Annotated in this window: 13 protein-coding genes; 1 reads left to right on the top strand and 12 read right to left on the bottom strand. The window is 64.3% G+C overall.

Going from position 1 to position 13,377, the window contains the following annotated elements:
• Positions 1–12: 12 nt before the first annotated feature.
• The 8 genes from E2K76_RS03035 to hisI all read right to left on the bottom strand — a co-directional run bounded on the left by E2K76_RS03035 (position 13) and on the right by hisI (position 7,212).
• Positions 13–597 (bottom strand): HNH endonuclease, encoded by a 585-nt coding sequence (locus E2K76_RS03035; protein ID WP_136682791.1) that lies wholly within the window; start codon positions 595–597, stop codon positions 13–15.
• Between the two features lie 161 nt (positions 598–758).
• Positions 759–1,418, bottom strand: coding sequence for an alpha/beta hydrolase (locus E2K76_RS03030; RefSeq protein ID WP_136682790.1), 660 nt, complete (start codon positions 1,416–1,418; stop codon positions 759–761).
• Positions 1,415–2,032: a DNA-3-methyladenine glycosylase family protein gene (locus E2K76_RS03025; protein ID WP_136682789.1), complete on the bottom strand. Its 618-nt coding sequence runs from the start codon at positions 2,030–2,032 to the stop codon at positions 1,415–1,417. The genes E2K76_RS03030 and E2K76_RS03025 overlap by 4 nt, the downstream gene beginning before the upstream one ends.
• A gap of 84 nt (positions 2,033–2,116) precedes the next feature.
• Positions 2,117–2,869, bottom strand: coding sequence for a phytoene/squalene synthase family protein (locus tag E2K76_RS03020; RefSeq protein ID WP_136682788.1), 753 nt, complete (start codon positions 2,867–2,869; stop codon positions 2,117–2,119).
• Positions 2,866–4,239 carry a cysteine--tRNA ligase gene (gene cysS, locus E2K76_RS03015; protein WP_136682787.1) on the bottom strand — a complete coding sequence of 458 codons (1,374 nt, stop codon included), beginning with the start codon at positions 4,237–4,239 and terminating at the stop codon, positions 2,866–2,868. The genes E2K76_RS03020 and cysS overlap by 4 nt, the downstream gene beginning before the upstream one ends.
• Positions 4,240–4,339: 100 nt before the next feature.
• Entirely contained in the window at positions 4,340–4,930 is a 591-nt protein-coding gene (locus E2K76_RS03010) for an outer membrane protein (protein ID WP_136682786.1), read from the bottom strand.
• Between the two features lie 111 nt (positions 4,931–5,041).
• A complete protein-coding gene (locus E2K76_RS03005) occupies positions 5,042–6,853 on the bottom strand; it encodes an ABC-F family ATP-binding cassette domain-containing protein (protein ID WP_136682785.1) in 1,812 nt (603 codons plus the stop codon).
• Positions 6,853–7,212 (bottom strand): phosphoribosyl-AMP cyclohydrolase, encoded by a 360-nt coding sequence (gene hisI / locus E2K76_RS03000; protein WP_136682784.1) that lies wholly within the window; start codon positions 7,210–7,212, stop codon positions 6,853–6,855. The genes E2K76_RS03005 and hisI overlap by 1 nt, the downstream gene beginning before the upstream one ends.
• Positions 7,213–7,268: 56 nt before the next feature.
• Here hisI and E2K76_RS02995 point away from each other — a divergent pair, with 56 nt between their 5' ends.
• The gene (locus E2K76_RS02995) at positions 7,269–7,685 is read left to right on the top strand and encodes an iron-sulfur cluster assembly scaffold protein (RefSeq protein WP_136682783.1); all 417 of its coding nucleotides are present in this window, start codon (positions 7,269–7,271) and stop codon (positions 7,683–7,685) included.
• 261 nt (positions 7,686–7,946) lie between these two features.
• Here E2K76_RS02995 and recG read toward each other — a convergent pair whose 3' ends face one another.
• The 4 genes from recG to sciP form a co-directional block, all read right to left on the bottom strand.
• Positions 7,947–10,031 carry an ATP-dependent DNA helicase RecG gene (gene recG, locus E2K76_RS02990; RefSeq protein WP_136682782.1) on the bottom strand — a complete coding sequence of 695 codons (2,085 nt, stop codon included), beginning with the start codon at positions 10,029–10,031 and terminating at the stop codon, positions 7,947–7,949.
• The gene (gene ligA / locus E2K76_RS02985; protein ID WP_246032870.1) at positions 10,028–12,133 is read right to left on the bottom strand and encodes an NAD-dependent DNA ligase LigA; all 2,106 of its coding nucleotides are present in this window, start codon (positions 12,131–12,133) and stop codon (positions 10,028–10,030) included. The genes recG and ligA overlap by 4 nt, the downstream gene beginning before the upstream one ends.
• Before the next feature lie 65 nt (positions 12,134–12,198).
• Positions 12,199–12,906 carry a response regulator transcription factor CtrA gene (ctrA, locus tag E2K76_RS02980; protein ID WP_136682781.1) on the bottom strand — a complete coding sequence of 236 codons (708 nt, stop codon included), beginning with the start codon at positions 12,904–12,906 and terminating at the stop codon, positions 12,199–12,201.
• Between the two features lie 93 nt (positions 12,907–12,999).
• Positions 13,000–13,278, bottom strand: a complete 279-nt coding sequence (gene sciP, locus E2K76_RS02975) for a CtrA inhibitor SciP (RefSeq protein ID WP_136682780.1) — start codon at positions 13,276–13,278, stop codon at positions 13,000–13,002.
• Positions 13,279–13,377 lie beyond the last annotated feature (99 nt).

Below are 13,377 nucleotides of genomic sequence, written 5' to 3'. Positions count from 1 at the left end.
TTCGCGGCGCCCTCAGGCGTCGAGCTCCGTATCCCAGTAAAGATAGTCCACCCAGCTTTCGTGCAGGTGGTTGGGTGGGAACCGTCGTCCGTGGTTCTGCATCTCCTCGGGCGTGGGGCGCCGGGGCGCGCGGCCAAGGCGCAGCCCTGATTGGCGCAGCGTCTTGGACCCTTTGCGCAGATTGCAGGGCGAACAGGCTGCCACCACGTTTTCCCAACTCGTTATCCCCCCTTTCGCGCGCGGCAACACGTGGTCGAAGGTCAGATCGCCCCTGCCGCCACAATATTGGCAGCAGAACTCGTCCCGCAGAAAAAGATTGAAGCGCGTGAATGCCACGCGCTTCTGGGGTTTGATGAAATCTTTCAACACGACGACCGAGGGTATCCGTATCTCGGCCCGCTGGCTTCGCACGGTCTGGTCGTATTCGGCCACGATGCTGACCCGGTCGAGGAAGGCCGCCTTCACCGCCTCCTGCCAAGGCCAGAGCGACAGCGGATAATATGACAGCGGGCGGTAGTCGGCATTCAGCACAAGTGCCGGGAATTGCTTGAGCGCGGAGGGTTCGCGCACGAAATGGGTCCTGAAATCGCCGTCCATCTGCAACTCTCCTTCGCCCCGTCACCGCTCCGGTCCCGAGGCGGGGAGCCCCGCCCCGTCACCTGACACGGACTATATATGGCGTTCCGCATCTGGCAAGCCCTTCGATCATTGGGCCGCCACACTAGGGATAGTGGCAGGAGGTGACGATAACGTGACGATCAGCCCAGATGTCGTGCAATGAAGGACAGCGCGACCTGCAATCCGTCCGGCGCGATGCCATGACCCGCGCCCTTCATGACGTGGCCGAAGGTCTCGAACCCCTGCCCGGTCAGCGCCTCGCCGGCCACCGCCATGGATGCGAAATCGACGACCGGGTCCTGATCTCCGTGGATCAACACGACCGGCGGGCGCGAGCGCACCTCGTCCGCCAGACGTTCGGGGGCCAGCAGACGTCCCGAGAATGCTACGACACCGCCGATGGGCACCGTCCGGCGCGGCGCGACATGAAGGCTTATCATCGACCCTTGCGAGAATCCGACCAGAACCAGCCGGTCAGGGGTCAGCCCCTCCTCCGCCAGCCGCTCGTCGATGAAAGCGTCGAGGTCGGCGGCGGCGGCGAGCAGCCCAGCTTCGGCTGCGGCCTCGCTTGATCCGTCCAGCCACGGGATCGGAAACCATTGGCGGCCGAAGGGATTGCCGTTGCAAGGCTCCGGCGCGTCGGGCGCGATGAATACCGTATTGGGCAGATGCGGCGCCAACGGATCGGCCAGCCCCAGAAGGTCGGCCCCGTCCGCGCCATAGCCATGCACGAAGATGACCATTCCGGTCGCGGTTTCCGACCGCGCTTCCTTGCGTCCGAACTCCAGCCTGCGCGTCATGAGATGCCCTCGCGTGATTTCATGCTGCGGTAATAGGCAAACAGCATCCGCGCGGCAACCGCCCGCCAGGGGGACCACGCCAGCGACATCGCGCGCAGCTCCCGCTCGGTTGGCCGGCGCTCCAGCGCGAACAGGCATCTGGCCGCCTCCTGCAAGGCAAGATCGCCCGCAGGAAACATGTCCGCCCGCCCAAGCGCGAAGATCGCATAGATTTCCGCCGTCCAACGCCCGATCCCTGGTTGTGCGGCAAGCGCCGCCACCAGCGCATCATCGTCCAGATCGCGCAAAGCGTCGAAGTCGATCCCGGCGGATGCGAGCGCCAACGCATAACGGATCTTGGGCCGCGAGAAGCCGCAGGCACGAAGGCCCTCCTCGCCCGCTGCGACGACATCCGCCTCGGTCGCAATTCCAGCCGCCGCAAGACGGCTCCTTATCGCCGTGGCCGATGCAACCGACACCTGCTGGCTCAGGATCGCATCCAGCAGCGCGCCGAACCCGTCCGGGCGCAGTCGCAGCGGAATGTCGCGGATCACGGCAAAGCGTGGCTCTACGGCGATCAGAACGGTCGCTCCCTCCGCGATGCACTCATCGCTTCTGATGATCCGCCCTGCCAAGCTCGCCCCCCGTTCGCGTTTCCGTGCGCGGCAGCCGCGCCTTTCGATGGTCCCCGGAGGGGGCTTGAGGAAGGCGCGCCCCCCTCATGCCCGCCCGGTGATCGCGCGCCAAAGCAGCCCACCACGTTTGCGGAACTCCGGCACGGCAAGCGTGCCCTCCTCCACCCGTGCCGGTTCGGCCCGTGCAAGCGCAAGGATACCGCGCGCCTGCCAGGCGGGCCAGAGAGCCGGGGCTATCCGCCGCCCGATCCCCCGCCGCGCACCAAGCCGCCCCAAGCCCCCTGCCGCGAGCCGCTGCACATCGAAGGCAAGCGGAAGCGGCTGGCGACCCCGCGCTCTCAATTCCGGGACCGCGCGCAGATAGGACGCAATCCCGCCAGCCACCGCAACGTCGCGCACCTTGCCCTCATCCGCGGCCTCCGCGCCCAGCGCCAACGCCGCCGCCCACATCAGCCCGCCCGCCGTATGGTCGACATAGGCGATCAGCGCGTCTTCACTCTCGAACGGATCACTATAGATGTCCCAGCGGCGCGCCTCGACGATGCGGTCCAGAATGGCGGTCGGAATGCGGTCCGTAACGACCTCGGCCAATGGCCCCGCGACCTCGTGCGCGCGTACATGGCCCGCATCGATCTCCTCCAACGCGTCGCGCCACCATTGCAGCCGCATCTCGGCAATCATCGCCTCTTTGGTGACCCAAGGCGCGCGCGCGACCTCCAGGTTGAACGCATAGAGCGGCAGCAGCAGCGCGCGCGCTTCCACCGGCGCCGCCATCACCGTCGCGAAACGATCAGGATCGCCGCGCTGCACCAGCCCGGCACAAGCATCAAGGCTCACAGCAGCCCCTTCAACTTGTCCGCGTCGAATCCCGGCGCAAGCGTCCATTCCGCCCCCGCTGCGGTGTCCTTCACGACGACGCCCGCCGCAGCGAACCCGTCGCGCAACTTGTCGGCGCGGGCGAAATCCTTCGCCACCCGCGCCTCGGCCCGTGCCGCCAAAAGCTGCGCGATCAGGTCAGATACAGCCGCATCGGGCCCCGCAATCTCGGCCCAGGCACCAAGGCTCGGTTCCAGCAGCCCGAGCAGCGCCGCCGATCCGGCAAGCCCGGCGCGGTCGCCCTCCGATGCCAGACGGTGCAGCTCGGCAATCGCCCCCGCAGTGTTCAGATCATCGGCCAATGCCGCAACCACCGAGGCCGACGGCACCGAAGGCTCCACCCCCGCGATCAGGTCCCGCCATTTCCGCAGCGTCGCTTCGGCCTGTTCGGCCTTGGCCGCCGTCCAATCCATCGGGCGCGAATAGTGGGTCGAAAGCTGCACGAAGCGGATCACCTCGCCCGGATAGCCCTGTTCCAGAAGATCGCGCACGGTGAAAAAGTTGCCCAAAGATTTCGACATCTTCTTGCCTTCGACCTGCAGCATCTCGTTATGCAGCCAGTAACGCGCGAAACCGCTGCCCGGATGGGCGCAGCAGCTTTGCGCGATCTCGTTTTCGTGGTGCGGGAACTGCAGGTCGATGCCGCCCGCATGGATGTCGAACGCCGGGCCCAGCAGATCGAACGACATGGCCGAGCATTCGATATGCCAGCCCGGTCGCCCCTTGCCCCACGGGCTGTCCCAGCCCGGATGATCGTCACTCGAAGGCTTCCACAGCACGAAATCCATCGGGTCGCGCTTGAAGGGCGCAACCTCGACCCGCGCGCCGGCGATCATGTCATCGACCGACCGACCGGACAGCCGCCCGTAGTCGGGAAAACTGCGAACGTCGAACAGCACGTGCCCTTCGGCAGCATAGGCATGGCCGCGCTGGATCAGCGTCTCGTTCATCGCGATCATCTGCGCGATGTAGTCGGTCGCGCGCGGCTCATGCGTCGGGCGAAGTGCGCCAAGCGCGTCCATGTCGGCGTGATACCAGCCGATCGTCTCGTCCGTGATGTCACGGATCGGACGGCCGGTCTGCGCCGCCTTGTCGTTGATCTTGTCATCCACGTCGGTGAAATTGCGGACATAGGTGACATGGTCCGCGCCGAAAACATGGCGCAGCAGTCGGAACAGCGTGTCGAAGACCACGACCGGCCGCGCGTTGCCAAGATGGGCGCGGTCATACACCGTGGGTCCACAGACATACATCCGGACATTCGCGGGGTCGATCGGCACGAAATCCTCTTTCGTGCGCGTCCTCGTGTTGAAAAGCCTGATGCCTGTCATGGGTGCCTCCGATTGCCCGCGGGGGATAGCAAACCCCGGCGCGCAAAGCAAAGGGCGCGAGGGTTTCCCCCCGCGCCCGATGTCCGATGCTTGTGAAAGATCAGAAGTTGTAGGCGGCTTTGACCTGAACGGTGGTCGGGTCGTATTTGATGCCCGAGTCGTCGAAGTCGCCGAAGCTGTTGGTCAGAACTTCGCCACCGACGGTCCAGTTGTCGTTGACGGCATAGTCGACGCCAACACCAGCGGTCCAGCCGTGGTCGCTGTAGCTTTGGCCAGCGAAGTCGAGGTCGGCCTTGACCACACCTGCGGTCGCATAGACCAGCGTGCGGCCCAGATCGTAACCGGCCTGACCTTTCAGGCTGTACATCTTGTCGACTTCGATCGCGTCTTCCGAACCTTTCAGGTCGGCAGCGTTGTAGTCGCCCTGAACGCCGAGGACCGTGCGGCCCAGATCCCAGCGGTAACCAGCGTGCACACCGCCGATGGCGCCGTCGCCATCGGTGTCACCGCCGCTGCCATAACCGAGTTGCGCACCGACGTAAGCGCCGGCCCAGTCGCCCGTCACGGGCTCGACCACCGCCACCGGGGCGGGTGCTGCGACAATCGGCTCTTCCGCCACGACAACCGGGCCACCTGCGAAAGCGGGTGCGGCGATCATTGTCCCAAGTGCGAGCACTGCAAAGCGTTTCATTTTTATATTCTCCAATTTCGTTCGTCCGGGTTGCCTAGGCTGTCCGGCACAACGGGGAAAATGGCGTCGATTTTGGAAAACGCCAGAGGGAGGGTTGTCACGAAAATTTCATCAGCCGGATATGGCCGATGATTTCTCCTCCAACGCCAGCCACTCCTCCTCGGCATCCGACAATGTTTTCTGGCGTTCGGCCAGCATCTCGGTCGCCTTGCGGAACTTCACCGGCTCTTTGGTAAAGAGTTCGTCAGAGCCGAGAAGTTCCCCGAGTTTCGCGATTTCCAGTTCCAGCTTTTCGATCTGTCCCGGCAGCTGCTCCAGCCGTTTGCGTTCGGTGAAGCTGAGGCCGGTATCGCGACGTGCTTCGACCTTGGTTTTGGGTGCCGATGTCGCGACCCGCTGCACCGTTTCCTCGACCTGCTGGCGCTGCGCCTGATAGTCGGTCCAGCCGCCGGCATAGACGGTTGCGCGGCCCTGACCTTCCAGCGCGACGGTGGTCGTCGCAACGCGGTCGATGAAGTCCCGGTCGTGGCTGACCAGAAGCACGGTGCCGTCGTAGTCGCCAAGGATTTCCTGAAGCAGATCAAGCGTTTCAACGTCCAGATCGTTTGTCGGCTCGTCCAGGATCAACAAATTCGATTCCCGCGCCATGATCCGCGCCAGCAGAAGCCGCGCCTTCTCGCCGCCCGACAGCGAGCGGACCGGCGCACGGATCTGCCCCTCGTCGAACAGGAAGTCCTTGAGGTAGCCGACGACGTGGCGCGGGACGCCCCGCACCATCACCTGATCCGCACGGCCCGAGACGCCCAAAAGCGGATCGCCCGTCAGGTTCTCCCAAAGGCTCGCTCCGCTGTCGAGTTGCGCCCGCGTCTGGTCGAAAACCGCGACCGACAGGTTGGTGCCAAGCGTCACCGTGCCTGTGTCGGGCGCGAGTTCTCCGGTCAGCATTTTCAGCAGCGTCGTCTTCCCCGCGCCGTTCGGTCCGACGAAGGCGATCCGGTCACCGCGCTGCACCCGAAGACCGAAATCTTTGATGATCGCGACAGAGTTGAAGGATTTTGTGATCCCCTGCGCCTCGATCACCCGCTTGCCGCTGACGGGGCCGCTTTCCAGTTCCATCGCGGCTGTGCCCTGACGTCGGATCTGGCTGCTCCGTTCCTCGCGCAGCGCAGCGAGCGCACGGACGCGGCCTTGGTTGCGCTTGCGGCGGGCACTGATGCCCTCGACAGCCCATTTCGCCTCGGCCTTGATCTTGCGGTCCAGCTTGTGGCGCGCCTCGTCTTCCTCGGCCCAGACGGTTTCGCGCCACTCCTCGAAGCCATCGAAACCCATCTCGCGCCGCCGCACCTCGCCCCGATCCACCCAAAGCGTGGCACGTGTCAGCGCCTTCAGGAAGGCGCGGTCGTGGCTGATGAGCACATAGCCGGCCCGCGTCTCTTTCAGCCGCGCCTCCAGCCACTGGATCGCCTCGATGTCCAGATGGTTGGTCGGCTCGTCCAGCAGCATCAACTCCGGCTCCAGCGCCAGCAGCTTGGCCAGGGCGGCACGGCGGCGTTCCCCGCCAGAGGCAGACGCGACCGGCGTTTCGGGCCGGAACTTCAACCCCTCGGCCACCATCGCGATCTTGTATTCCTCGCCATCCGGCAGCCCATGTGCGGCGAAATCGCCCAAGGTCTCGAAGCCGGACAGGTCTGGGTCCTGCTCCATGTATCCGGTTGTGACACCGGGCGCGAGCGTGCGGTCGCCGCGATCGGATTCGATCAGACCGGCCATGATCTTCATCAACGTGGACTTGCCCGACCCGTTGCGCCCGACCAGCGCGACCCGGTCCCCCGGCTGCACGTTCAGCGACAACCCGTCGAAGATCGGATCGCCCCCGAACGTCAGCGAAATTTCGGAAAGCTGCAAAAGCGGTGCGCGGGCCATTATTCGTCCACCTTGATGATCTCGACCTCGGCCCCGTCGCGGATGGCCGTGAAGAAGCAGGAGCGGCGGTTGGTGTGGCACGCAGGGCCGACCTGTTCCACCAGCGCAAGGATGCAGTCGCGGTCGCAATCCACGCGCAACTCGACCAACGTCTGGACGTGACCCGATGTCTCGCCCTTTGCCCAGAAGGACTGCCGCGAGCGGGACCAATAGGTCATGCGCCCCGTCTCCAACGTTTTTGCCACGGCATCCGCGTTCATCCATGCCATCATCAGCACCTGCCCCGAGGCGTGGTCCTGCGCGATCACCGGGATCAGTCCGTTCGGGTCGTATTTCAGGCTGTCTGGGTCGAAAGGCATGGGTTTTCCTTGGCTGCGTCGGCGCCTATCTAGGGGCAAACGGCGTGCGGGGAAAGATGAACGACCTGATCGACCTCTATTCGGCGCGGCTTCTGGCGCTGGCGGCTGATATTCCGCTGACCGGGCGGCTTCCGGCGCCCAGTGGAACGGCCACGCGCCGCTCGCCCACCTGCGGATCGACGATCACCGTCGATGTGGTGATGAAGGATGGGCGGGTTGCGGATTTCGCGCAGGATGTGAAGGCTTGCGCGCTTGGTCAGGCGGCGGCTTCGGTACTGGGGGCTGTGGTTGTGGGACGCACGGCGGCAGAGCTTGCGGCGGGCCGCGATGCGCTGGCAGCGATGCTGAAGGGCGGCCCGGTCCCGCCCGCCCCCTTCGACGGGTTCGAGGCGCTTCGGGCAGCCCAGCCCTATCCCAACCGCCATGCGTCGATCCTGCTGGCAATCAGTGCCGCAGCCGAGGCCGCGCAGTAAAAAGCCGCCACCCTTGCGGGCAGCGGCAGTCAGGCGTGTCACAGCAGGGGGAACACGCGGGCAGGAAGCTCAAAGCAATGGCAGATGGAGCGCGCCGAACAGGAGCGTGAACACCGCGACGGTGCCCAGAACGTCTTCGACAAAGGCGCGGCGGGAATTCGAAAGGGTCATCTTGATCTGATCCAGCATCAGGCATCTCCGTTTCTGTTGCCTGATTGTTCTCATGATTCGGAGAACAAGTAAAGAACTTATTAGGAACCTTTAACCAACCCTTATCAGCCGAATGGCTTCGTCACGGTCCAGAAGCCAAAGCAGCATCCGCGCCGCCTGACCGCGCGGACTCGTCAGCTTCGGATCGTCCGCCAGCAATTTGCGCGCATCGCTTTGCGCGATCGCCATAAGTCCGGCCTGCCGTTCCAGATCCGCGATGCGGAACTTCGGCAGGCCCGACTGCGCAGTGCCGATCAGATCGCCCGCGCCGCGGATGGCCATGTCTTCTTCGGCGATGCGGAAACCGTCCTCGCTTTCCCGCAGGATCTTCAGGCGGCGCTGAGCAGTCTCGGATAGCGGCGCCTGATACATCAGCAGGCAGGTGGATTTCGCCGTGCCGCGCCCGACACGCCCGCGAAGCTGGTGAAGCTGTGCCAGCCCGAACGTCTCGGCCCGCTCGATCACCATGATCGAGGCGTTGGGCACGTTCACGCCGACCTCGATCACCGTGGTTGCGACCAGCACCTTCGTCTCGCCCGCGGCGAAACGGGCCATCGCCGCATCCTTTTCGGCCACCGGCATCCGGGCATGGACCAGTCCGACGACATCGCCCAATGCCGCACGCAGATGGGCGAACCGCGCCTCGGCGGAAGCATAGTCGACGACCTCGCTATCCTCGACCAGCGGGCAGACCCAATAGGCTTGCCGCCCCTCGGCGACCCGCGTGGCGAGGTTCGCGACCACCTCGTCCAACCGCGCGGTCGGGACCAGCGCCGTGGTGATCGGCTGGCGTCCGGCGGGCTTTTCGTCCAGCACCGACACGTCCATGTCGCCATAGCTTGCCAGCGCGAGGCTGCGCGGGATCGGCGTCGCGGTCATCACGAGGATATCCGCCGCCACGCCCTTGGCACCCAGTTCCATCCGCTGGGCGACCCCGAAACGGTGCTGTTCGTCCACGACCGCAAGGCGCAAATCGGCGAAAACCACATCCTGCTGAAACACCGCGTGGGTGCCGACAAGGATATGAATATCGCCAGCCGCAAGCGCCGCCAGTTTCGCCGCCCGTTCGCCGCCCTTGTCGCGACCCGTCAGCACTTCCAGCCGAAGACCGGCAGCTTCGGCAAGCGGTGAAAGGCTTTCCAGATGCTGCCGCGCAAGGATCTCGGTCGGGGCCATCATCACCCCCTGACCGCCAGCCTCCACCGCGATCAGCATGGCAAGAAAGGCCACCAGCGTCTTTCCTGCGCCGACGTCGCCTTGGAGCAGACGGTTCATCCGTTCTTCCGCGCGCATGTCCGCAGCGATCTCGGCCAGCGCGCGCTTTTGCGCACCGGTCATGCCATAAGGTAGCGTTGCCAATACCTTGCGGGCCAGACTTCCATCCCCATGCGAGGAAATTCCCCGCTGCGCCCGTCGATTCATCCGTGCCAGTGCAAGGGTCAGCTGATGCGCGAACAGTTCGTCATAGGCCAGACGCTGACGTTCCGGCGTCACCAGCGCAAGATCAGTCGGCATCTCGGGCATGTGCAGGACCCGCAGCGCCTCGGCCCATGTCGGCCACCGTTCCTGGGCGATTTGCGACGCGTCGATCCATTCGGGAATCTCGGGGATTAGGGACAATGCCCCGCGGGCGGCTTTCGTTACCAGTTTTTGCGTCAGACCCGCTGCCAGCGGATAGACCGGCTCACATAGTGGCAGGCTTGCCTCATCTTCGGGGCGCAGCACGTGATCTGGATGCACCATCTGCGCCATGCCGTCGAAAAGCTCGACCCTGCCGGAAATCAACCGCGTCTCGCCGGGCGGCAAGAGCGTCTCCAGATAATCGCCGCGGGCATGGAAATAAACCGCCTGAAAATCCACGACCCCGTCGAACAGGTTCACGCGATACCGTCCGCCCCGGTTGCGGGGTGGCTGATGAGCGCCCACCGTCACCTCGACCGTCACCGTCGCGGGCAACACAACATCGCGGATCGTGCGGCGCCGGGTGCGGTCGATGGCGGAATGCGGCAGCAGGAACAGCAGGTCCTTGGGCTTGCGGATGCCCGCCGCCTCGAACGCCTTTTCCGTCTTCGGGCCGACGCCGTCCAGCGTCCGCAGATCGGCGAAAAGCGGGAACAGCGCCTCGGGCCGGCTCATGCGTCGCCGATCAGCGCGATCCAAGCGTCCTCGTCGATCATCCTGACGCCCAATGCCTCGGCCTGTTTCGCCTTGGTTCCCGCGCCCGGCCCGGCCACGACAAGGTCGGTCTTGGCGGAAACCGAGCCCGAAACCTTGGCGCCCAGCGCCTCGGCCCGGTTCTTGGCCTCGGCCCGGCTCATCTTTTCCAGCGTGCCGGTGAAGACGACGATCTTGCCCGCCACCGGACTTTCGACCGGGGCACGGCGCACCACGTCCTGCACGTCAAGATGGGCGACAAGCGTGTCAATCGCCGCCCGCTCCGCCGGGTTGTCGAAGGTCGAGACCAGCGAGGCCGCCAGCACTGCGCCCACGCCATCAATGGCGGTCAACTCCTGCCATTCCGCGCCCTCGCCCAGTCTCGATGCGGTCATTGCCGCCTCGAACTGCGCCCAGCCTTGGTAGTGGACCGCAAGAAGCTGCGCCGAAGTCTCTCCCACATGGCGGATGCCCAGCGCGAAGATCAGGCGGTTCAGTTCGATCCTACGCTTCGCATCAATGGCTGCGAACAGCTTGTCGGCCGATTTTTCGCCCCAACCTTCGCGGTTCTTGACCTGCTTCATGCCCTCGCCGTAACGCGCCTTCAGTTCGAAAATGTCCGACGGTTGCGCGATCCAACCGTCCTTGTAGAACGCCTCGACCTGTTTTGCGCCCAGCCCCTCGATGTCGAAGGCATTGCGCGAGACGAAGTGTTTCAGCCGCTCCACCGCCTGCGCCGGGCAGATCAGACCACCCGTGCAGCGCCGGACGGCATCACCTTCGATCCGCAACGCTTCCGAGCCGCATTCGGGGCAGCGGTCGGGAAAGCGATAGGGTTCGGCATCCGCGGGCCGCTGGGCAAGATCCACATCCGCGACCTTTGGGATCACGTCCCCGGCGCGATAGACCTGAACCCAGTCGCCGATGCGGATATCCTTGCCGCCCCGGATCTGCTCGCCACGCGAGTCGCGTCCTGTGATGTAATCTTCATTGTGGAGCGTCGCGTTGCGAACGACCACGCCGCCGACCGTCACGGGTTGCAGCCGTGCGACCGGCGACAATGCTCCGGTCCGCCCGACCTGAACATCGATGCCCAGAAGCCGCGTCCATGCCAACTGCGCAGGAAACTTATGCGCGATGGCCCAGCGCGGAGTTGCGGCCCGGAACCCCAGCCTGCGCTGAAGCGCCAGATCGTTGACCTTGTAGACGACGCCGTCGATGTCGTAGCCGAGCGTCGCGCGGCCCTGTTCGATCTGGCGATAATGGGCAACCATCGCGCTGACCCCATCGCAAAGCACCGTCAGCGGGTTGGTCGAAAATCCCATCGCGGCCAGCGCTTCGATGGACCCCATCTGGGTTGGCGCCAGCGGTGCGCTCTGTTCGCCCCACGCATAAGCGAAGAAGCGCAGCGGGCGCGACGCAGTGATCGCGGGATCGAGTTGCCGCAAGCTGCCAGCCGCCGCGTTGCGCGGGTTGGCGAATGTCTTGCCGCCCGTCTGTGCCTGGCGCTCGTTCAGCGCCTCGAACGCCGCGTGGGTCATATAGACCTCGCCCCGAACCTCCAGCACGGCGGGGGCGCCTTCGATGCGTTCGGGAATGTCGGTGATCGTGCGGGCGTTGGCGGTGACGTTCTCCCCCGTCTTGCCATCGCCGCGCGTGGCGGCTTGGACCAGCTGCCCATCCTCATAGCGGAGCGACAGGGAAAGCCCGTCGATCTTCGGTTCCGCCGTAAACAGAAGTTCGCCCGAATGGCCGAGGAATTTTCGGATACGGCCGGCGAAATCCTCGATCTCCTCCTCCTCGAATGCGTTTTCGAGGCTGAGCATCCGCACGGCATGGCGTGTCTTGGTAAAGGCGTCGCCCGGGGCGGCCCCGACCGCATCGGTCGGGCTGTCTTCGAGCTTCATCGCAGGAAACCGAGCCTCGATGGCAAGATTCCTCTGGCGCAGCGCGTCATAGTCGGCGTCCGAAATCTCGGGCGCATCGTCGCGGTGATAGGCAAGGTTGGCGGATGCGATATCCTTCGCGAGCCGTTCAAGCTCGGCCCGCGCTTCCGTTTCGGAAAGATCCTGCACCGCTTTCACCGCAAAACTCCCCGGCTGCCTTCCCCTTGGTAATTAGAAAGCGATGCCGGGACAGTCCAGCCCCCTCAGGCGCTTGCCGCCAGACGCGGCGCATCGGGCACCGGATCGCGCAGCACATATCCGCGTCCCCAGACGGTTTCGATATAGTTCGCCCCGCCCGTCGCCTCGACCAGCTTCTTGCGGAGCTTGCAGATGAACACGTCGATGATCTTCAGCTCCGGCTCATCCATACCGCCGTAAAGATGGTTCAGGAACATCTCCTTCGTCAGGGTCGTGCCTTTGCGCAGGCTCAGCAGTTCCAGCATCTGGTATTCCTTGCCGGTCAGATGCACGGTCTTGCCTTCGACATCGACCGTCTTGGCATCGAGGTTGACCGAAACCGCGCCGGTGCGGATCACGGATTGCGAATGTCCCTTCGATCGGCGGATGATCGCATGGATACGAGCGACCAACTCCTCGCGGTGGAAGGGCTTGGTGAGGTAGTCGTCGGCACCGAAGCCGAAGCCCTTGATCTTGCTGTCCGTATCGTCCGACCCCGACAGGATCAGGATCGGCGTATCCACACGCGCGAGGCGAAGCTGGCGCAGCACCTCATGCCCGCTCATGTCCGGCAGGTTCAGGTCCAGAAGGATCAGGTCGTAATCGTAGAGCTTCGCCAGGTCGATGCCATCCTCGCCCATGTCGGTGCAATAGACGTTGAGGTTGGCATGTGTCAGCATCAGTTCGATGCTGCGCGACGTCGTGGGGTCATCCTCGACCAGAAGTATCCGCATTCCCAGCTCCGCTTGATCCATTAACCGTTAACGCACATTTGCAGCCAATGGTTAATCACGCGTTACTGTCTACATGGCAAAAACAAAAACAATCTAAAGTTGTCGATACTTCTGGATCGCGGTCACTTTCAACGCCTTTTCGCCGTGCGTTTCGATAGCCCCGCGCCAAAGCGCGAATTCTTCGGCCGACAGCGCATATTTTTCCAGCGCCTCCTGTTCGGTGATCAGCCCGTGGACGACCGCCTTGACCACGATTGCCTTGCGGCTTGCGACCCAGCGACGGGTTTCAGGCGGCGGAAGATCGGCGCGGGTCAGCAGCGTGCCATCGGGCAGCGACACATGACGAGGGCCGGAGACGCGTTTCAGATACATGGCACTTCCTCTCTGGAAGGCATCATGGGACTGTCACACTTAAGCAAGCGTGAAGCCGGGGGGTTGAGGATAGGTGGCATTTTCCTATATTCGTCAGGT

It is taken from the genome of Falsirhodobacter xinxiangensis (assembly GCF_004959935.1).
Taxonomy (GTDB): Bacteria; Pseudomonadota; Alphaproteobacteria; order Rhodobacterales; family Rhodobacteraceae; genus Falsirhodobacter; species Falsirhodobacter xinxiangensis.
The sequence above is the reverse complement of the archived record's forward strand: the minus strand, read 5'-3'. Positions and strand labels throughout refer to the sequence as shown.